Raw genomic sequence first — 23,996 nt, forward strand, 5'->3', positions numbered from 1 at the left:
GCCGCAATCGCCAACGCTGGTTGCAAAGCATCGATCGGTACTGTCGAAAGCGGTCCTCGCAGAAGGCGGCTCAGCTCTTCCGTGTTTGCCGCCGATTCCTCAGTGAATTGGCTCCAGGCGGGAATCACGCCCGAGTCATAGGCAGATTCAATGGTTCCGATTGTTCCAACCAGGTCGTAGGCAAAGACCGAATCGATGGACTGGAACGGTGTAATAAAGACACCGGTCCCTAGCGATGCCGCGACGTCATCTGGGAAACCGGATTGAATCGGCCGTGTCGCCGCTACAATACGAGGTTGCGTCAGGTCTGTGGTAAAGTCACCCAGCGGATTGCGTATGATCCCGATCGTACCGCCCGCTCCCAAAGGCACCGAAACCGATTGAAAGCTACCGGGCGATTCCGGATTTTCCAGACGAGGGTTGTAAGCGAAGAACGGCGCAAGTCCGGGGTCTTTTTTGGAATCGCCGATTCGCTGCGCATTGTATCCGACAATGAGCGCGTATGACGGGTGCTCTCCGCTGATTCCATCTTCCTTGTTCTCAAGCTGCCGCTGGAAAGTATTCGCGGGCACAAACACGACACTCTGTGCATTGCTCACAGCGAACGCATGGGTATCTCGTCCCTCGACCAATCGCGGGATCTGTCCAAATTCCACGACCGAAACGTATTCATCGGCGAAGGTTGAAACGCCATCCACCGAAGTTTCTTTCCGCAAAACTCCAAGAGCCTGCGAATCGGCGACACGATCGGTCACCAGAATGACGTTCGGATCATCGGTCGCGGTCACATCGAATGGCGCTGGTCCGACCGGCGTCACCGACTCAGGAAGATTGGTGTCAAACTGAAGCAGCATCGGCGGCGGATCGGTGTCACGTTGGAATGAACGATCCTGCTCTCTTGGCTGTTCCCTGAGACTTGCAATCGAAATCGTTAGCAATGCACCTTTTTCACCAAACCGCTGACGGAACAGATCCGTCGCCGGCGCGGCAACGTGCAAAAAGTTGCCATCCGCACTGACGGCAAGTCCTCGAAGTCCCAGCCTGCCATACACGGCATCACCGACTTGGCCCGATCCGAATTGGATGGTGCCCCGAACACGATGGAAATACGGCGAGAATCGATCGACATCGACCACGTACACCGAACTGCGATGTAAGTCGCTGATGAAAAGAAATCGTCCCTGCGGGTCCATCGCCAGGTCGAACGGAGTCGCACCAGAAGGCAATTGGATTGCTTGAACTCCGTTTTTATCGGAGTCAAAATCGATTTCCTGCAAACTCACAGCATCAACGACAGCAAGTCGAGCGCTGCGTTGTAGCGTGACATAGAGTAGTGAACCGTCGGTCGAGGGCACAGACTTTCGTGGCGCTTCTTGCACGTCTTCCCGCTCGGAATCCCCCGTCCCCAAAGGTATTTCCGCGATCACTTCGGGCTGGCGTTTGACCGGCTCGCCGTTGCGTTCAAGCACATTGGACAAATCAATGACCGTGACGGTGTCCTCGGATCCTGAGAGACTGAATCCGTATCGCCCATCTCCCACCGGTGCGACCGGGTTGCTCGTAAACACCTGCCGCCCGAATTTACCGTCCAAAGGCAATTCCATTGGACGGCTGACCGTGATCGTAGTCCCGCCGATCATGGCGTTGGGCGGGATCGAAACAAACAACCGCTTCTTATCGATTTCGGAGCCTTCCTCATCGGGCTCATCCTCAAGCCGAAGGTCATCACCGCTGATCTGATAGTCCGCTTGCCCTAAGACGATTAGGTCTCCGTTGGTGTCAAAAAAGTCACGACCACCGACCTCAACGGTGACAAACAGATCCTCCAGTTTGCTACCCAGGTCCGAAGCTTCTCGATAGGGGTTCTCGGCCAGGAAATTACTGCCTACCAACTCGATTTGTGGACCGGTCACCACCGTGTCAGTCCCGAACGTGACCTTCGCTTCAAAAATTGAAGGAGCCGCAGGCCCAGAAACCACCGCCCGCGGTTTTAATGGGACCAACAGTCCTGCGGTCTCTCCCTCCGAAACAAGGACATCGGTTCGAGCGATCTGCGTGAGCCCGTCTTCCTCTGCGGACAAATAACCCATCCGATAGGGGAAATCCGGTATCGCCGGAACGAGGAAATCGAAGTCCAATCCTGGATACACGTAAAACGCATCGGAACCGCCGAAGTCACCCGTGGCATCCATTTGGACGATCGACTGGTAGCCTCGCGGCTTCGAAGCGTGGTTGCGATAGGCGAGTTCACGAAGATCGAGATCCGTGATCGCCGCGAGTAACCCGAGCAGCGATCCCGGTGAAGCTGCCATCAACGCTCCGCCGAGAGTCGGCTTGGGAACGACACCCCCATTGGCCCAACGACGACGGCTCGCACCGATGTTCGGCAACGAAGTTGTTCGCGCCATGCCATCGTCACCAACGACCATTGAGTCTACAAGTAACCAACTTTGGTCGATGGTGCCGTCAGCGTTCAGGAATTCGGCCGGCTGAAACAGGTACAGCGGATCGCCCAGCGAGGAGCCGGCAGGACTAGGAATCGCGACCGAAAGCGGCTGTTCCGCGTCCACACCGCCGGTGTCGATTCGCAAGCCAAACGAGGCATTCCATCCGAACGGGGCGTCGTAGGGAAAGTCTGCCAAGTCCACTTCTTCGACGTCGATTGAAACAGATTGTTCATAGGCTCCCGCCGGAATGCCAACTTCGATTCCCTGCGAAGCGACCAATCCGCCGTTAATATCAATGACTGAGCCTCCGGCCTGAACCGACGCGACTTTGATCGTCGTCACGAAGCTTCGACCGCGGGTGACTACGGTAACCTCCGTGGTTCCTTCTGAGACCGCTGTCAGTAGGCCAGAAGCGTCGATCGTTGCGATCGATGGGTCCGCCACAACGTATCGCGTTCCTTCGTCCGCCGCCAAATCGATCACGCCATCCGGTGTTACTTCTCGAACCTGATATTGCCGCGTCTGCGAGCTGGCCAAAACGTAACTTTCTGGGAACACCCGTACGATCCGGTCTTCCTTCACCCCGACCTCGATTGCCGTCGCGGCAAACAAGCCTCCCACACCGAGCACGATGTTTGTCGTCCCGACCTCACCCGCGATGATCAATCCCTGGTCCGTGACCGCCGCAACCGAAGCGTCGGCGGTCGTGTAATCGACCTCACTGGTCGGGACCAACTCACGTGTCCCATCGGCCAGCACGCCAAAGACATGCAGCCTAGATGTTGACCCCGGAGATAAAACCGGATCACGTCGAGATAGTTCCAAGCGTTCGTAGTCCACCGATCGAATTTCGATCGGAATATCAAGCAGATTACTCTCCAGCAATCCATCGTCGGCGACGAGCGATGCCGCGCCAGCCGTTTCGCTGGGAGCAATTTCGATCAATCCGGCTCCGAGCGATCTTATCATTCCATTGCCATTCCCGTCGCTGACAAACACCGGATCTCCCTCCGGATCAGTCACAAGTGTCGTTGCATCCACAACGAAAGGAGTCGCCCCCCGACTGTGTAGCGTAGTGGGTGTTCCGGTGGGAGCTCTATTGGCCACAAAACCAAACATGGCGCCCAGGCCAATGCGGTCGATAGCGTCGATGTCGCCGTCTCTGTCGGAGTCGGCTGTAAGACTGTAATTGGCGTCAACCGAGGTGCTACCGAAGGCGATCGCGAACGCCGTGCTGTCATCGCTGTCGACTCGGTCGTCGCCGTTGAGATCACCGACCAGATAGAGTGCGACGGTGTAGCTTTCGTTGGCCGTACCCGCCACATTCAACCGGTATGTTCCCGGCTCATTGATCGTGAACGTGTTGATCGTCCGCGTGCCGTCGACAACACTCGTGCCGGCGGTCAGCCCAACAATCTGGCCGACCGCACCATCCACATCGATTCCGATCGTGATTCCGCCGCTGGGACTGCTGCGCAATTCGCCTTCGGTGATCGTGAACGCGTAGGTGTCGGCATCGCTTCCGAGTGTGCCCGTGATCGGGGCGGCCAGTATTTGACGCGTGCCGCCCAGGTGCGGTTGGATCGTGGCGATCTGGTCCACCGCACCGTCGACGTCGTAGCTGATCGACTGGCCGGCGGTGGAACGGGGACTGATCGTGGTCAGTCTAGAGTTCGTGTCGTAGCCGTAGAACGTCCGGTCGCCCGTTGACACGTCGATCGCGACTGCCAATCGGCCGTCGTCGTCATAGCGATAAACAATCTGCTCGCCCGCCGGCCCCACCCATTCGCTGATTCGCCGATCGCTATCGCGCACGATCGTCAACCGCTCCCCGCTCGGTGCAACGATCCCGCTGTCGGTCACCCGCAGCGATGTGCTGCCATCGGCCGCCGTGATCCGCACCAGTGAAAACGAGGCCGACGCCGTTTTCGCAGCATAGGAAAACCGTTCGCCGCTGGGGGAGACAAGCGTGAAAACGGTGTCGCCGACAGGGACCAGCGAGGGGCTGTAGGGTAGGCCGCTGCCGACGACGTAGTAGCCCGAACCGGCTTTGCGCAGGTTGGCTCCAAAGCTTTCGAGCGTCCAATCGACTCCCGAATCGGCTTGCCAAGCCGGCGCGAAGGTGGCGACAGTGCCCGAGGACAGGGCTGCCGGCGCGAATTGGAATCCGACGCGTTGTCCATCCGGCAGTGTGAGGTAGATCCGCGCGTCGTCGGTCATCGCCGCAAACGCGTCGCCGGAATCGCCTCCCAAGTCAAGCGACAATTGCGGATCAAGCAACGGCAGCGTCCAGCGGGCGCCGAAGGCCGAATCCGCAGCGGCGATCGTCAACGAATCGTGGACCCGCGTGATCGGCAGGGTGATCCCGCCCAGCGTCACCGAAAGATCCGTCGCCGTTTCAAACAGCGCCCCGGACTTATCGCTGGAATTGATTTCGATGTCGTGATTGAAGGTCGACGACAAACCGCCGAAATCACTCGCGGTGACACGCAAGGTGTAAAACCCGTTGCGGAATTTTGCGGGATCGACTTCGACGTTCTGCGTGATGCTGGTCGTCCCCTGACCGATCAATCGCGCCGACCCGCCGCCTTTCGGAATCAATTCGATCCGATACTCGGCCAGTCCCGTGTCGGAGATATTGACGATCAGATCCCGTGTCTCGGTGAACACCGGCGGAGCGAGTTGCAGGACTTCGATTACCGGTGCGGCGAAGTCGCTCGGGTCGCGAACAAAAATCGGCTTGGTGATCGTCGTCGTTCGGCCTTCGACATCGGTCACCACCGCCGTTGCCGTGAATCGTCCGGGAGCGCTCGCGATGAAGGTTCCGCGTCCGAGTGCGTTGAGCGCAACCGGCGTGCCATCGATGGACAACGTCGTGCTGGAAAGTGCGACGTCGCTGTCGGCGATCGGTTCGATCGTGATCGGTTGCCCCGGCGTGGCAGGAAAACTGGGCGTGGTGATGACTTGCACCTTGGGACCGACCGGCTCCAGCGACGCCAGAATCGTCAGCGGACGGACCGTGGTTGACTCGCCATCGTCCGCCGTCAATCGCACCGTAAACGTGCCGGCTTGGAAGCTGGCCGCGGTCCAGCGGATCACGTCATCGGCGTCCAGCGTTGCACCGGCGGGTAAGTCACTGGCAGTCAACGTGATGGTGTCACCGTCGGGATCGGTCGCGCGGATTGGAATTTCCAGCAGGGTACCGATCTGGGCGTTGCGCAATTGCGGCGCGCTGATCACGGGATCACGATTCGTTCCCGACACAGTGACCAAGACGTCGATCGAATCCTTTGCCCCCGAGGGATCCGTCACGCTAAACGGGAACGTGTAGCTGCCGGCAGAATCAAAATCGACGTCCCAAATCACCGTTCGGCCGGCTGGATCAAAATTAAATCCGTTCGGTGCCACACCGTCAAAGCTGTAGATCAGGGTCTCGCCATCGGGATCGCCGGCCGAGAGCGTGAACACCAACTGATCGCCTTCACGGGTGAACAGTCGCGGCAACGTGCTGAGCGTCGGTGGCTGATTGGTGTTGGTCACGGTCACCACGACGTCTTCGCTGCGCGATCCGGCACCGTCGCTGGCGGTGATGCGAATCCGATAGGTTCCCGCCTGGGATTGATTGGGCGTCCAGCGGAATTGCCCGGATTGGCCGTCAAACGTCGCACCGCCTGGCAGTCTTCCCACGACGCCGCCGACAACCAGCCCCGCCTTGAAGAAGACTGGGTCATTGTCCGGATCGGTCGCCGCCGCGGTCAGCTGCAACGTCTGGCCTTCGGCGATCGTCTGTTGCCCGATCGGGTCCAGGTTCGGACGGACGTTGTTGTCGCGCACGTTCAACGTGATCGTTCGCGTGTCCGACAGCTTCAACGCCTCGTCACCGTTGCCGCTGTCGGTGACCGTAAACGAGATCGTATGTGATCCGATGGCTGCGGCGGTCGGTGTCCAACTGAACTTGTGCCGCCCGTACACGCCGGTATCGATCAATGATACACCGGCCGGCAGTCCGGTCGCGGTGACGGTCAACGCATCTTGATCGGCATCACTGATCAACAAGTCGATCGTGAACGCGGTATCAACCAACGCGACCGAGTCGAAGAACGGCGTGAACTTTGGTGGCTCGTTCGGGCTGGTGACCTGCAGCGTGAACTCGACCGTCGATTTCAGCGGCAGCGGCCCCGTGGTTTCGGTGGCGGTCACCGCGACCAGAATGTCATCACGATCACCGGGCTGTGGAGCGAGTGACAACAATCCGGTTCCGTCTCCGTTGTCGGTGAAGGTTGCAAAGTCCGGCAGTTGTGTCGCGCCACTAAAGGTGACTGCCAATGCCAGCGGCGCGCCTTCAAAGTCGCTGGCGGAAATCGGAATGTCAAGTGTCTGACCGACCGCCACGGACTGCGCCGCCACTTCGACGATTTGCGGTGGGAAGTTGGCGTCGGCGACGGTCAAGGACAGCGTCACGGTATCGGTCGTCGGCACGCCCGTCCCATCGCCATCGTCGGTGGCCTGGAACGTGATGTCGTATTGACCGGAATCATTAAAGCCCGGGGTCCACGTCAGCAACTGCGTGGTCTCGTCGTAGTTCGCCCCGGCGGGCAATCCCGTCACGACGTAATTGAGATCGGGAATGAAACTCTGGTAATCGACGAAGAAGTCTTGCGTATTGGCAGACGGCGTCACGGGAGCGACAGTGAATTCGGGGTCAAACGCCGCGACTCGCAACTGGAACGATTGGCCTTCGAAAATTTCAAAGGGATCAATCGCCGGGAATCGAACGGGCCCATTGAGATTATTGACCGTCAACACCGTTTGCGTTTGGGCGAGCACCTGACCGTCATCAACGTACAACGTCAATTCATAGACACCGTGTTGGTCGAATCCTGGGGTCCATTCAAAGATTCCGGTATTGGGATCCAGAAACGCTCCGGGCGGTAGGTTCGGCGAGAGGTACCGCAGTTGGTCGCCATCGGCATCGTCGCCGAACACGGTGAACGAGATTTGATCGCCTTCGTTGATCGTTCGCGACGCAATCGGTGCGATCGTCGGTGCGACGTTGTTGTTGGCGATGACGACTTGGAACGACACACTGGATTCGACGAAACCGTCGCTGGCGATCAAGGTCACGTCGTCATACACACCGGCTTGATTGCCGCCCGGCCGCCATCGCAGGGCTTGGCCGAAGGGGTCGAAGACGGCCCCGGGCGGCAAGTTGTCGGCGAAGTAGAACAGGTCGTCGCCGTCGGGATCAAAACCGCTGATGGGGACCTCGATCAAATCGCCTTCGGTGGCAAAGACATCGCCGATGGGTGCGACGACGGGCGCGCGGTTGGCGCCCGTCACATCCACGATCCAGGTCTGACGTTTATAGGCCCCCCGCGCATCGTAGGCTCGCAGCTCGAACTCGGCTTTCGGCGATGCGTCTCGGCCCGGTTTCCAATCGACGACCCCGGTGTTCGGATCAACGGTCGCACCTTTCGGCCCGCCGGCCAACACATACGTGATTGTCGCACCATCCGGGTCTTCGGCCTCCGCGGCGTACTGATACTGGGCGTCCGCGGCCGCCGCCAGAGCGGGTGAGGACGCAAAGTTCGGCAACTGGTTCGGCGGCAACGTGGCCAGGATCCGAGGGTTGAAATTCAGATCCAACAAGTTGGGGTTGGCGATGGTGACGGTGTGCCATTGGGAACTCGAATTGGCCCCGAGCACGGTTCCGTCCGCCATGACTTGATAGCCATTGGCGCCGGCCGGTTGATTGGCATTGTCAAAGAAGACGACGGAGTTATCGCCGAGGTTATCGAAGACCACATTGATCGGACCGGAGATATCGAAATCGGCCGAATTGGACACCATCACGTCAAACAACAACGTGCCATCGGCGCGGTTGAGGCGTGTGTTGGAATACGAGAGACGGGTCGAGATCGAGACGTCTTCGAACACGCGGAAGGTTGTGGTGAAGCCGCTGCCCCCGATCGGGATGCCCTGTTCGCTCTCCACCGTCGACGACACCGTCAGCTCATATTCAGCCGGCGCGAGTGTTTCGAACAGCAACTGTGACGAGCGTGTGGCTTTGTCGTAGCGGACCGCGCCGATGTTGACGCTTTCACCGGTCTCTTTGTTCTTGAGCGCGTAGTTGGCGGGATTGTTGCCGCCGACGGGACTGGAGACGTTGTTGGCCAAGGCGACATCAAACACCAATTCGGCGCGGTTCATCCCGTCGGCAATCCGCGTTTGGATCACACGCGGCGCCGCGACGGTGAAGAAGACGTCGACTTGGTCGCCCCGCGTGACCAGGAATCGACCGTCGCTAATCGGTTGGATGCCTTCGACACGTCCACGTCCGCCGGTTGCGATTTTGGTTTGGCGCAGTGACAACGGGTCGAGCACCGTGACGCTGCCTTCGGTTTCATGACCGACCAGCAGCGCGCCTTCAAGGATCGATCCCACCGGACCGAATGCGATCGACTCGGCGCGGCCGCTGACCGTGGCGACGCGTTCGGCGCGGCCGCGGAAATCAAACCGCAACACCTCGCCGCCCTCGGGCCAGGCCGTTCCATAGAGTGTCCCGTCGGCTGCGACCGCCAGCGAATCGACGCGGATATTGCTGAACGGAGTTAGCTTGCGTGTCGCCGTGTCGAATCGGCTGATCCCCCCGGTCGTGGAAACATACAGAGCCGTCTGGCCGGGAATCGCCGCGATCCCCAGCGCGATGCCCGCCCCGATCCGATCCAACACCGCGCCGGTATTGGGATCCAATTGCAACAGGCCCTCGCCACCGGTCGACGCCCACAGTTGTCCCGACGCATCGAACGCCAGTTCATAAATCGGCGTGGTCGTGGCGTACGCTTCCAGCTTGCGCAACCCGGCCGAGGGCGAGCTGGACGTTTGCCCCACTTTGTACAACTCGTTCCTGCCCGCTCCACCGGACAGATAAACCGATCCATCGGGTCCGACCGCCATTGCCAGCGCCCCGATCCCCGCACCGCTTTCACCGGGAATCGTCGCAAAACGTTCTGCCGCCAACGGGCGAATCACCCGAGTGAACTTGCTCGGTTGCGTCGCGCTGGTCCGCGAGGGGATTCCAAACGCGGCTTCTGCGAACACGCGATCGGCGACAGTCTCCGGGCGAACCTCCGCTTTGGGGATCACCACGGGCTGGATCACACTGACCGACGGAGCGCTGCCGAGATTGATTTCCGGTACCAGTCGCGGCACCCGCACACCTTGGGCGACGGGTTCGACGTTGCCGGCGTTGTCGATCGCGCGGACCAGGAACAACGGTTGCTCACCGGGATCGGCCTGGTAGAGATACGACGTCTGATCGGTCCGATACAACACGCTGCGGTACCGCGTGCCGCCGTCGCGAGAAACCAACAACGAATAGGCCGCGACACCGCTTCCGCCGGCGTCATCGGTGGCGGTCCAGGAGACTTCGAATTGATTTCCGCCGATTGCGGTCGTCGTGACAGTACTGGCCGGCGCGAAGGCATCCAGCGTTGCCAATGAAACTCGGCTATCAACCTCCGCCCCTCCGTCGATGATCGAGCGAGCCGTCATACGGATTTCGTCGCCGGTGGCCAACGGATCCGTATCCCCTGCGGCGACCACATTATTGGCTGCCGCCCAGAAACCGACGGTGACCTGCTCACCCGGCTGTAGCAGACCGATAGCGGGGTCCACCGGTGGCAACCCGTCGCGGCCGTCGATCGCGCGCAGCAAGTACGATGCGACGCGGGTGTTCGCATCAACGCCGGCGGTGACTTGCAACACGTAGCCGTCGGTTTCGGTGAGATCAAATTCGCCGACAAAGTTAGGACGCGCCGCCGGAAGCGAGATCGAGCGACCGCCCAGTTGGATGTCCGCGACTTGGAAACTGCGTTCGTCGAGTGGGTCATCGAGCGGAACCAGAATACGGATTTCCCTCGCCGCATCCACCGCATCGGTGTCATAGGTCGTACGGACGGTGTACGGCAGCGGCGTCGCAACCGGGACAAAGTTCTCGTCGCCGAATCCGGTCGGCCCGGTCAATGACGTCGAATCGCCGAGCTGATTGCCGAGATTGTCGAGGTTAAACGCGATTTCATCGGCGATCTCGCCCGATTCAAACAACGGCGGAGGACCGGCGCGAAGCGTGAACGTGACGAAGGATGTCGGACTGGAGAGTCCACGATCAAAATCTTCGAAATCGGCGACAATGCCACCCCCAGTCACGTCAGGCGTGTGGCCGTAGTAATCGCGGATCAACTCGATGAACGCAGACAGATTGTCACTCGCCGAAGCCAGCGACACGGCGGCGTCATCGACGACCCCTGCCCCCGTTTCTCCACCCAGCAATCCGCCGATGACAGTGAAGAAAGCGTTGATGTTTTCGGCTTTGCCGTCTGCGATCGGCGGCGTGTCTTCAGGCCGCAGCAAGCCGCTGTCGGCCAAAGCTTGCAGATAGAGACTTGTGAACGATTCGGCGTCGCCGGCGATCGACACGAGGGCAGAATGGGCCCGCCGCAAGAACAGATTCGTACTATCCTCGGCATTCTCGACATCAATCTGATCTGCCAGAATCGCACTGCGCAGTTTTGCAGCTTCGTCACGTTGGTAATCCAAGTACTCATCGGCCGTCATCGGCGTCGCCGCGGCTGCGACGTAGAAGTCAAAGCCCAGATCCTCCAACTCGAATGGACTGAGTTCTTTCAGGAAATCCGGATCCGTCTCCAAGATTTCTCGCAAGCCCGGATAGATTGTCACCGCCGAACCGACTTCGGTCACCCCTTGATTGGGCAAATCGATTGCGACGCCGCGTGCGGTCAGCACGCCGGATAGATTCAGTTCCGGAACGACGCTCGAAAAGTCGAAGGTGCTGATTGAGTCAAACAAGGGCGCAACGGTCGACGCATCACCCCGCAAACCACTCGCAAATTCGATCGCCGGCCCGGGGATCAGATCGGGGCGACGATTGGGCGCATTGGGGAACGCGTACTCCAGCAACGTATAAGGCGTGTCGACGTTGGCCAGATTTTGGACGGCAAATCCATAGCCGCCGGTCGCCCCGAGGTCGATCTGGCTGGGACCACCGACGCCGACGTTGACTTCCAACGCATCAGCCGACTCGACTTGGAATCGGTACGGATCGACGGCGAGTCGCCCATCGGGATGCAAAACTTGGATGTCGTACAAACCGTACGGTGCATCGCGAAGATCAAACACGGCGACGATCTTGGTGGCGTCGATTCTCGAAACCGAGACGGGCGCGAATTCCGCCAGCGTCGGACGAACCAAACGCACCGCCGCCTGTTGGGGAAACTCGGCTCCGCGAATCGTCACCGTCACGTAGCGATCGTCTCCGCCTGAATCCGGCGTCACATCGGTGATACCAAACGGAAGCCGGGTCGCGTTCATCGTGACCGGGTATTCCGATCGGCCGCGTGGATCGTTTTCTTCGACATCGATCCGAACTCCGCCGCGGGCGAGCACGAAATATCGCCCGCCGAGTGTTTCGGGAATGATCATTGACTGATCGGCCGACAGGTATCCTTCGTAAGCGGCGTCAAAATCGAAAGGCGAAGGCAGTCGTTCGTGGGCGGCGTACAGTTCGTGCCGCCCGATACCGGTCGTACTGTCCAAGTCGACTCGGATGGTCTGGCCGGGCGAAACGTCCAACTGGAACAACCGACTGACGCCGACCGCCAACTGGTCTTCCAACGGGATGTCCAACCGCAGCAGCGGCACCGTGATGTTGACTTCGTCGGCCGATGCCGACGCGTTGTTGCGGTTGTTTTCGCCTTCGACGACGTCATCAAAAATGTCCGTGCGGACAATGATTCGATAACCGTCCGGCAGCACGACGGGGACTTCAAAATCCAGCGACGCGGAATAAGAGTCACCCGGTTGCAGCGTGCGAACCGAAGCGGATTCGACCCGCCCGAGGAAACGGTCACCGATGTCCCACTGGCTGTCGGCGGACAGATAAACGGCGTCGGCAATCCTTGCCTTGGCCTGCTCATCACCGCGGTTCTCGACGGTCCAAGAGACCGACAACACATCGCCGACGCTGCCCGATGTCGGTGCGGAAATGTCGATCACCTGCAAATCCGATGGCGGCGGTTGGACGATCAAAATCGGCGTCGCCGCGACGGTGATGTTGTTCGTTTCGTTGGTCTCGATGACTTCGCCGTCGGGCCGGTAGGCGTTAGGAAAGTCGGTCGCGACGATGATGAAATAATCGCCGGTGATCCCCCGCGGCAACCGCGCAGTCTCGGTAATCGTGCCGGTTTGTCCCGGGGCCAACGTTTCACCGCGCACAATCTGTTTGACGAAGTGGTCACTCGAGACATCGAGCAATCGGTCCCGCGACAGATAGACTCGATCGACGAACGGCACCTGCGAATCCGGGATCACGCCTCCGTCGTTCGTGTACGTGTAGGTAAACGTGAAATCGTTGCCGACCTCCACCACGTTGGATGACGGATTGGAGGGATTGACGAAATCGACCGAATCGATCACTAAATCCGGTGCCGGAACAAATTGCACGTCCAGCTGCACCGAGGTCTGGTTGTCGCCTTCGTCATTGAATTCCAAGACCTTGTTGGCCACGCCGCGAAGTCGCGGCCAGCCTTCGGCGATCGGATACGGCAACGAGTACAGCGCGGCACTTCGATCGGCGAAGGTGGCATCGGTTTGCGCGATCACGTGGAACTCGCCGCCGATGTTGTTCGGCAAACGCACCTGTAACGCCACTTCATAGCTCTCGCCGATACCCAGCACATTGTTCCGTCGGAACGTCCCCAGTTCGATGTCATACGCATCGGTCGACGTATCGGTCGACAGGAACACGCGATCGGTCCACTGGTCGACACGCGTCGCCCGAGTCCCTGAGTTGGTGACCGTGAACGAAACGTCCATCAGTGACCCACTGTCGGGACTGGTCGGAACGGCCGACAAATTGGAGATCACCAAATTGGGTTCGGCATACTCGATCGCGATGATCTGCGATGACGCAAAGTTGTCCGATTTGCGTCCGGCTTCCCACGTCTTGTCGACAAAATGTCGGGGCCAATCCGGGAAGCCACTTTTGCTGAACGCGGTCAAGACCGGTTTTCCACGGAACAGGCCAACGTTGGCAAACACGTGGGCGTACCAGTTACCGCTACTGCCCGGCGGCGACGACACGACCATGCTGGCGTTGTACGAACCATCCACCGCGATCGGACTGTTCAAGACTTTCGTCGGTGATCCGACCAAGATCGCTCGACTTGCATCAAACACAGGGTCTTTGGATAGATAAACGTATTGTTTGATCGATTGAGTGACCTCGTTGGTCGCGGAGTCACCGGCATTGCGAACGGTCCAAGCAACAGTAATCGGTTCACCGGATTTGCTGGTCGGTGTTGCGGTGACGTTCTCGACCAACAGGTCCGCGATCGCATCGACCACGGTGGCCTCGACCGAGCCGACATTGTTGTCGGTAAAGGGGCCTTCGTAGACTTGAACCAGGGTATTGGTTGGACCGGCAAGGATCGCCAACAACTCGCTACGTGAGAATTGTTTCAGATCCCCAATTTCAGTTTCCCCGATCGGTTTCCCCGTCGCCGCTTCGATTCGCTTCAGGACCGCCGCAACTTCCTCCAGAAACTTCGCTTCTTCGGTCAGCGCGATTCGTGGATCCACATTCGTCTGGACGAAAAAGTGGCTTCCCTTGGCCGACGGCGGCAGCGTGAATTCGACGTCGTGCCTGTAGTCGTCCCCCGGTTGCAGCCGACCGTCATGCGGAATCGCGAACACGAGTTGGTCACCGGAATCAAAAACAGCGTCTTCGGACAGATAGACGGCATCGGCCCAGGACTCACGGTCGGTCGCCACCGTCCCGATATTGTCGACGATCCAATTGAGTGACACCTTTTGTCCGCCCACGATCGGCTGATCCGTGGCGACGTTCAATTCACGCACACGCAAGTCTGACGGCGGCGTCAATAGAATATTGATCGGCGTGCTGGCATAATTGTTCCCGTCCAGATCGTTGGGCGCGTCGGGGTTCGTGTTCTCGGCAAACGACGCTTCGTAGACGCTGCGATAGCCATCGGCATAAACCGTCAAAAAATACTGACCGGTCAACCCCTTGGGAATTCGCACCGTGGTCTCGGCCTCATACGACTGGCCGACCTGCAGGACACCGCCATGACGGTAGGACCCGATGAATCGATCGCCGCGCGCCGAATTTGGACCGTCCAGTCCGAGCGTCAGCCACAGTTGATCCGTCCAGGCACCCGGATCGGTCACGCCCGCACCGCGGTTGGTGACCTTGTAACGCACCGTCAGCGAGGAATCATCGAACGCATCGCCGGGACCGGCAATGAAATCGGCGACCAAATCCGGCGGCGGAACGGGATTGGCATCGATCGCAATGGCTTGCGCATCGCGATTGTTTCCGTCGTTGGGAAATTCATCGACGGCGTTCTTCGCATCGGTTTCGACCAGCACGAACCAGTTGCCCGAGAGCGCGCGGGGAATCGAGAAAGTCGCGGAACTGCTGTACTCGGTCGCCTGTCCCGATGTTGTTCCGACGAACCCGAGCGCGGATCCATTTTGAAGTTCTCCCAGCAAGATCGCACCCGACGTGCTACTGGACGAAGACGACAGCCAGACACGATCGACCCAGCGACTGCCGGCCGAAGGCGTGTCGGCGGTACCGGCGTTGCGGACGGTGAACGTGACATCGATGGATGTCCCCGCGGTCACACCCGCCGGGTACTCGCTGGTCACGTCCACTCGTAAGTCGGGCCGTGGTCGGAAGTTCAATTGGAACGGATCGGAGAACGACGTGTTGTCCAACTCGGTCGCCTCGAGCACCCGGTTGGTGACATCGGTTTGGACAAACAGTCGAAACTGGCCGGTCGCACGCGGCAACGTCACCAGCTCGGTTCGCGCGACCGATTTGCCCGGTTCCAAGGGATCGGCGACGGCGAAGCGTCCCAATTCGAATGTCTGTGATCCGTCGGTCGATTGCAAATAGACGCGATCGGTCCAGCCGTTTTCGGTGGTGCCATTGGCGTCGATTGAATCATTCAGCACGGTCCAACTGATTTCGATCTGAGTGCCATCCTGGAAGCCGGCTGGGGAATTCGGAACGACAATGGAGCCGTCTTGGACGACCAAATTGGCCGTCGGCGGCACGAACAACACGTCGACTGCATCGCTGCGCCCCTGATTGCCTCCGCTCGCGTCGATGCCCGAATACAAGAATTCGTAGGGACCGCCGGTGCGAACAAACACGTAGTACTGGCCGTCCAAATCGCGCGGCAGATCAAACGCCTCCGTTCGCGTATACGTCCCACCGACCGCCAGCGCCCCGCCGTGGGTGCTGCTGCCGATCAATCGCAAGCCGCTGCCGTTTTCGTTCTTGCTGACGTAGATGTAGTCGATCCAAGTGTCGCGATCGGTCGTCGCGATGCCCCGGTTGCCGATCGTCCAATTGACTTCCAATGGCAATCCCGCGGTCGCCGATTGCCCACCGGTCACGGACACCGATTCGACAAACAAGTCGCTGTAGGGTGCGGTGGTGACATCGACGTTGTTTGTCGGTGAACCGACGTTGCTGGCGTGCCCGTCGAGTTCGTAGACGACATCGCCGACGTCTGTTTGAACGAACAAGGTGAACCGACCATTGGTCCGAGCGGCCAGGGGAATGATTTCTGTTCGCGTGTAGGACTGGCCGTCCGGAACGGCGCCGAAATGCTGAAAATCGCCCAGCACGATGTCGTCAGCGTCACCCAGAATGTCGTCGTTGGACAGGACGACGCGATCGGTCCAACTGGTTTGTCGCCCCGGTCCGGCACCGACGTTTTGGACGGTCCACGACACGGTTAAATCCACCGGGTCGCCGATCAACAAGTCCGGGGCGACCACTTCGCTGACCGTTAGATCCGCATAAGGGAATCCGGTGATGTCAAATTCCAGCGTCGCGATCCCCGTCGATTCTCCATCGCCCTCGTTGACCGTGTTGTCCGCATCGGGAACGACGATCAAATAGTTCGTACCGCTGACGCCATCGGGCAGCTTCACCGTCAGGCTGCTCTGAATTTCGCCGCCGACCGGCAGACCGCCCGCACTCGATTTCTGGCCCAAAGCGACATCGTCCGCGGACAGCGTCGAGTCGGCCGACAGATAGACGCGTTCGATCCACGGTGCTGCGGCGGTGGCATCGCCATTGTTTCGCGTCGTCCAGCTGACGGTCAGGTTTTCGCCGCTGGTGGGCGTGACGCCCGCGTCGATCGCGACGCCCATGGACACCAAATCGGGAAGCGGTGTCCGTGCCACGCCGACCTGCGTGTTGCTGGCCGAAATGTTATTGCCTTCCGCCGTCGGTTCGTCGACTCGATTGGTCGCATCGGTTTCGACAAGCACATAGTAGTTACCGACCGCGACGTGGGCGGGAATCACGGGACTGGCGGTCATCGTGTAGGACGCATCCGAAGCCAGACTTCCCGTGTGGGTGTAGCTGCCCAAGAAGGTGTCGTTGCCGCGCACGTTGTCGCTGCTCAAATAGAGCCGATCGGTCCAACTGTCGACCAACGTGGTCGCCGTGCCGTCGTTGCGCACCCGCCAAGTCACCTTCAGCGTGTCGCCGATGAACGCGGATGCTGGAATCGAAATCGCATCGACGATCAAGTCCGCCGGAGGGTCAGCTTCGGCGATCGTGATGGCTCTTGACAGCGTGTTGTTCATCTCGTCTTCTTCGAAAACCTGATTGCTGTGGTCGGTTCGAATGAAGACGTAATAATCACCGGCAATGCCGAACGGAATTGATGCTTCGATGGACGCGGTGTAGCTTACGCCCTGGACCAAGTCCACGTCATGAGTGACGCTGCCGAGGAATCGGTCGTCGCTGCCACCGTAAACGTTGTCCGCGGATAAGACGACGCGATCGGTCCATGGTTTCGCCGCAGTCGCACCGCCGCTGTTTTCGACGGTCCACTGAATCGTCACCGTGTCGCCGTTTTGAACTTCGCCGGGGATGGTCGCCGATGCGATTTCCAGATCGGGCGAGGCGAACATGACCGTTCCGCTGAACAGGTCCTCGATCGGTTCGCCAAAATTCCCGTCGCCATCCTGGTCCATCGGATTGCCGGCCAAGTCGGTGATTTGGGGACCGACCTGGAACGAATACGTGCCCTGCGCACTTTGGGTGCCGAACGAGACACGGACCTTGTTGACATCCATCGTGATGACCTGGCTGACCGGAATCGCTCCGCCGGGTCCGGAGAAATTCACGTCTTGGGGCGTGAAGCTGCCCGGCGTGATCGCTTCGTCAAACGTGAAGTCGATGAAGGCGTAGGGCTTGGTGACAAAGTCGGGCGTGTAGGCGGTGATGGTTGGTCCGGCGGCGTCGATCGTGAACGAAGCGTTGAAGACGTCCTGGACCGCTTCGCCGGCGATACCGTCGCGATCCTGGTCCATCGCCAGTCCGCCAAAATCGTCGATGTTGGGACCGATGGCGAAGCTGTACGTTCCGCCGGCGGACTGTGGGGGAAATGCCAGCGAGTAGGAACGGGGGCCGATCGGCTGGATCGACGTGATCGGGATCAATCCGCTGGGACCGCTGAAGACGACGTCGGCCGTCGTAAAACTATTCAGCCGAACGGGTTCGCTGAACGTGATCTCGGCGGTCTCGCTGCCCGGTCCGAGCGTACCGGTCGGTGAAAAGCTGGTGACATAGGGTCCGCCGCCGGCAACTTGCAGGGAGCCGACGTAACGGTCTTCCAGCTCGCCCGGTACGGCGTCGCCGTCGCCATCCATCCGATTTCCGGCCGGATCGGTGATGTCGGGGCCGATGAACAGTTGATAATTTCCGTCTTCGGTCGTCCGCTGGACGTTGACACGATACGTCGTCGCATCGACTTGCTCGATCGATGTCACGGTGACCACGCCGCCCGGCCCGATCACGCGGGCATCGGTGGTGGCAAAACTGTTGGGATCGATCGGGATGTTGAAGGTAACGGTGAAGTTTTCGAACGCGCCGTTGATGGACGTTGTCGGCGATTGGCTGACGACGCGCAGCGGATCTCGCGCGACCGTGATCCGGCTGATGTAGCGATCCTCGACCGGCTCGCCTCCGATGCCGTCGTTGTCTTGATCCTGCAAATTGCCCTGCAGATCGGTCGCCTTGGGATCGACCACCAACTGGTACTGGCCATCAGACGGTTGCGGCGAAAAACTGATTCGGAACGTCGTGTTCGATGGGTCGATCGGCTGGACGGACAGAATTTGAATGTCACTTGTCGGGGCAACCGGATTGGTTTTGACGGACAATCCGCCGGACGATCCCACCAACGCGAAGGTGCCGGCGTTGAACGTTGATATTTCGCCTTCGGCCGCGGCCAGTTCGAACCCCAATCCACCGGTCTGATTGAACATGACCAATCGAAGCGGGTAATCGCCCGCGGCGGGGAAATCGAAGACGTGCAGGTCCGTTGAGAGTCCTCGGAGCCCCGGGAATTCGCCGATCCGGCCACCAATGTCCAACCTGTAACCGTCGTCACTGCCGACCGAAAACGTCCACTTGCCCGCGGTCGGTATGGTGATCGTTGCGTTGGCGTCCAACACGATGTAATTGGTGTCGGTTCCCGATAGGGGCACCGATTGATCAGCGGCGTAGTTACCGACCGTCGAACCGTAATTGATCACAGACTCGTTGACGAATTGCTTGAATGCATGACGAGAGGAATCGTCGACGACCGTCAACGCTCCGCTGAGACCATTGAACGTATCGCTGGATTCGATCACCGCCACGCTAAAACCATCGATGAACGCGGCGGGGTCATGAGCATCCAAGGCAGCCAATGCCTCCGGATCGAACAACCGGACGTCATCGACCAAAAGCGAGTCCGGATCGATCGGCTCGTTGAAGGTGACGTCGATTGAGGAGAGAACCGTTCCGGTCGATCCCGAGGGAGACTGCCCCACGATCCGCGGGCCGAACGTGTCGATCAAGATGGATGTCTGGAAGACATCGTCAACCGGCTCGCCCGACACGCCGTCGGCGTCTTGGTCCATCAGTGTTCCGGCGGACCCCGCCACATCGGGCCCAATCGACGCGACGTAAGTTCCTGCGTTACTGAGGCGGCCCGAGAGCGTGACGACCGCCGAATACCGAGTCACGCTTTCGACCTGGACTGCAGAGACGGTCGACGGTCCCGAGATGCCAATGTCATCGGGTCCAAAGGTGGACATGTCGACGGGCCGATCAAACGTTACCAGGAATCGGTCTTGGGGGTTGAACGGATCGAGTGTTCCCGAGTCGCGCAAGGAAACGATCTTGTCATCGCTGACACTTCGTTCGACAATCGAGACCTCGTCGATCCGCCCATCGAAGAAACCGGCGTTGTTGAACGTTGAACTTCCCAACCGGACTCCAGAGGCCGACGGCACATAGGGCGTTGAGACAACAACGCTGTTGCGCAGCACACCGTCGGTATAGACGTGCAGCGTTCCGTCACGGAGAGTCGCCGCGACGTGCGTCCAAACGCCCTCCGACGCCGCGACGCCGCTGTCGAGGTGTTGGCCGTTACCATACAGCGCGATGTAGTTGCCATCACTGATCGAAATCGACCAATCGCGACTGGAGGACTGGCTGCCGGCCAGCCCCACCAACCCGGTCGCCGGAACGGTGTTCGGGTTGACCCAGGCAGCGACCGTCCAGTCGTCTGCCGGAGCCCAGGCGCCGAGATTGAAATAGTCGCCGTCGCCGTCGAGCAAGAACGAGGAACCACCCGTCCGCCCCGCGCCGTAGGTTGCGTCGCCTACGGGGGTTCCGTTGCGGGTGCCACTCGCGTCGAGCGCGTTGTTGGTGGCTTCGTAGCGATGATGAATCGGTTCGGTCGTCGGCGCCAGTTTTTCCATCGCAACGACGCGTGGCCCGATGGCTCGATTGGCCGGCGACGTCAAGAAATTGCTGTAGTCAACGTAGTCCGTCACTGGCTGACCGGCCGGGTTGTCGTTGACGATCCCGTCGAGTGCGGAGGGGTCATGCGGTCCTCCGGAACTGGCCCACCAGTTGTTTTGAAACAAAGCGAGTCCCGGATCCGTTCCGTCGTTTCGAACTGCGATCGTGTTGCCGATGAAATTGCTGTTGGAAACACTGGCGGATTGTCCATTGAGGACATAGACACCGAGATCGCCCGGACCATCGTTTGCGATCACATCCAAGTCGGTCGCGGTGAGTGTTCCATCGACCACGACGATCGCCGAACGGGCGGTATTGGCTGATGCGGTGGTCGAATCCAGTCGTCCCCCCGTGTACGTCACGTTCGCACCGCCCTCGATTCGCAGACCGCCACCGTAGGACGATTCGAGGTTGACGTTGGTCAGCGTCATGTCGGCAGAGACTTCGATCGCCTGCCTTTCACCAGCGAAAATCCCATTGCCGTCGGTGTCACCGGCATAGCGTACGACCACATTGGAAAGCACACTTCCCGCACCGTCGATGTAGATCGATTCCCAGAAACCTGGATAGGGGCTGCTGGCATCACCGTCGCCGGTCACATCGCCGCCGACGGTGTCGTCGCTGGCTGCGGTGAAGTAAATCGGCTCGGTCGGCGTTCCCGGGGCGCGCAATGCTCCGTCACGGGCCCAAACGTAGTTTGCTTTGTCGATCTTGATGACCGTCCCCGCAGCGATGTCGAGATTGGCGGGATTGGATTCCGCGTCGGCCCCCAGAACCAGATTGCCCGAAATAATGTGAATCGGTAGATCGCCATAATCCCAGACACGACTTTGCGTCAGTGTTCCCGCCTGAATCGCGATGCGATCGCCGCCGAGATTGTCTCGGCCGGTCAGATTGGTGACCTGGGGAGCGGCGTCGAGGTCAAAGTAGTAGGCCGCGCCGACGTTCTTGAACACGTCAACGTTCTCCAGCGTTGGTGTCGCTGCGAGGACGTTGATCCCGTTGGAGTAACCGTGGGAAACCGTGACGTTTGTCAGTCGGCTCTGGGTCTCCGGTGTGGTGCCCGCGTGTTCCAGTTCGATCGAACCGACCTGTCCGCTAAAAATCCCATTGCCATCGGTGTCGCCGGCGTAGCGAACCTGGACGTGTTCCAAGACGTTGGACGGTCCGTATAGGTAGAGCGATTCCCAAAAGCCGGGAAACGGAGTGCTTTTGTTCCGGTCGCCGTTGGAATCTCCGCCGACGGTGTCATCGGTGGCAGCGGTAAAGACGATCGGATCCTCCGCCGTACCGACCGCGTGGATCGTACCCTGACGCGATTCGAAGTACTGCGCATTGGGCATCTTGATCACCGTCCCGGCGGCGATCGTCAACGTGACCGGATTGCCTTGGGCGTCCGCACCGACGATCAAGTTGCTGGCGGTCAAGTGGATCGGCAGGTTGCCATAATCCCAGGTTCGATCTTCGGTCAACGTTCCGCCCTGGATCACAATCCGATCGCCGCCCAGATTGCCGCGTCCGCTCAACCCCGTCGTGTCGGGATCCGTATCGAGTTCAAAGTAGAACGGAACACCCAAGTTGTCTTCGGTGTGGATGTTCTGCAGGATCGGATCGCCGGCGCTGACGTTGATGCCGTTGGAGTAACCGTCGGAGATGCGAACATTGGTCAATCGCGTTTGCTTTGTCGGATCGTCACCGGCGTGCCGTAATTCAAAACCTCCGACTTGCCCACTGAAGATCCCATTCCCATCCGTGTCGCCGGCGTAACGAATTTCAACGTTCTCAAAGACATTGTTCGGGCCGTCCAAATAGATCGATTCCCAGTAGCCCGGGTAGGGTGCCGTCGCGTCACCGTCGCCTTCCGAATCGCCTCCGATCGAGTCGTCCGTGATGGCCGTGATGATGATCGGATCCGACGGCGTCCCGTTTGCGACAATCGTGCCTTCGTGAGACCACAGGTATTGCGCCTTTGACATTTTGATCACGGTGCCGGCCGCAACCGTCAACGTGACCGGATTGCTGGCCGCGTCTTTTCCGACAACGAAATCACCGGGTGCAACGTGCAGCGGAAGGTCACCGTAGTCCCAATTGCGGTCCTCGGTCAGCGTTCCACTTTGCAGCACGATCCGGTCACCGGCCGCGTTGTCATTACCGGTCAATTGGCGGGTCGATGGATTGGCGTCCAGATCAAAGTAGAACGGATAGCCGAGCGAATCCTCGACGTGCACGGTGTCCAGGTTCGGGGCACCGGCGCGGACGTTCACGCCGTTGGAATAACCACGCGAGATGCGGACATTGGTGAGCCGGTTCTGCAGATTCGGATCACGGCTGTCGTAGCGGACTTCGAACGAACCCGTCTGTCCGCTAAAGATGCCGTTGCCATCGGTGTCCCCTGCGTGGCGGACTTCGACGTTTTCAAAGACACTGCCCGGACTATCCAGATAGATCGATTCCCAATAACCGGGGAAGGCAGTGGTCGTCTCGCCGTCACCGTTGGAATCTCCCGCGATCGAATCGTCCGTCGCGGCGGTGAAGACGATCGGCTCGGCCGTCGTTCCTACTGCGTGGATCTTCCCCTGAGCCGCGTGGAGGTAACGCGCCTGCGGCACCTTGATAACGGTGCCGGGTGCAACCGAGAGTGTGACGGGTTGACTGTCACCGTCTTGCCCGACGACATAATCTCCACCGAAGATCGCAACGGGCAGCTCACCGTAATCCCAGGAACGGTTCTCGGTCAATGTTCCCGCTTGAACCGCGATGCGATCACCACCGGCGTTGCCGGTTCCGCCGATTCCCAACACGTCGGGATCGGCATCGATGTCGAAGTAGAACGGCACGCCGAGGGAATCGTTGACGGCGACGTTGTTCAAACTCGGGCTGCCGGCAAACACATTGACGCCGTTGGAGTAGCCGTGCGTGACCACGACATTGGAGAGCTGCGTTTGTTCGGCCGGTGCCGACGAGTCAAAGAATGTCTCGATCGAACCGGTTTGACCACTGAATGCCCCATCGCCGTCCGTGTCGCCCGCGTAACGGACTTCGACATGATCGAGCCGCGTGTTCGGTCCTCTCAGGTAAAGCGATTCCCAGTGTCCGGGATAGGGCACACCGTCGACGCCGGGTGTCAGGTCTTCACCGACGCTATCGTCCAAGGCACTGGTGAAGACGACGGGTTGTCCCGGCAAACCGACCGCCTCGATCGCGCCGTTTCCTGTCAGCCACTTTCCCTTTTCAAACTTGACCACCGTGTCGGGCTGGAGCGTTAATTTCGATCCCGCCGGGACGCTGACGTCGCCGGTCACATGGATCGTTCCTGACCAATCGTCGTCTCCGGCCAGCGTGCCCGAGACTTCGCGGGCGAGGAGCCGCCGTGCTTCAAGTGTTTCGAGATGACTGCGGCGGGTTGGGGACTTCTTCGTCTTCCGACTTCTTTTCGACCGGTGTGCTCCGGTCTTTTGCCACTGGAACATAGGAGGCTCGGCAAGGATGTTGAGGAGGCGGACGCAAGCCGCCTCAACACAACAGCTATTCGCCAGTCCCCCAGCAGGGATTTCTGCTCATTCTCCTCCCCAGGGTGGCGGAATACAACACTTGTCCACCAAGAAATGGCGACCTCTAAA

Annotated in this window: 1 protein-coding gene (cut by a window edge); it reads right to left on the reverse strand. The window is 59.7% G+C overall.

Annotated elements, in window-relative coordinates; all coding sequences use genetic code 11:
- A protein-coding gene (locus TBK1r_RS06405) for a CARDB domain-containing protein (protein WP_145208249.1) crosses the window boundary here: on the reverse strand, positions 1-23,846 show its 5' portion. Its footprint begins 13,036 nt before the window's first position; the window shows 23,846 of its 36,882 coding nt (coding positions 1-23,846); it begins with the start codon at positions 23,844-23,846; its stop codon lies off the left edge, out of view.
- Positions 23,847-23,996: the final 150 nt, after the last annotated feature.

The sequence above is a fragment of the Stieleria magnilauensis genome, from assembly GCA_007753675.1.
GTDB classification, from domain to species: Bacteria; Planctomycetota; Planctomycetia; order Pirellulales; family Pirellulaceae; genus Stieleria; species Stieleria magnilauensis.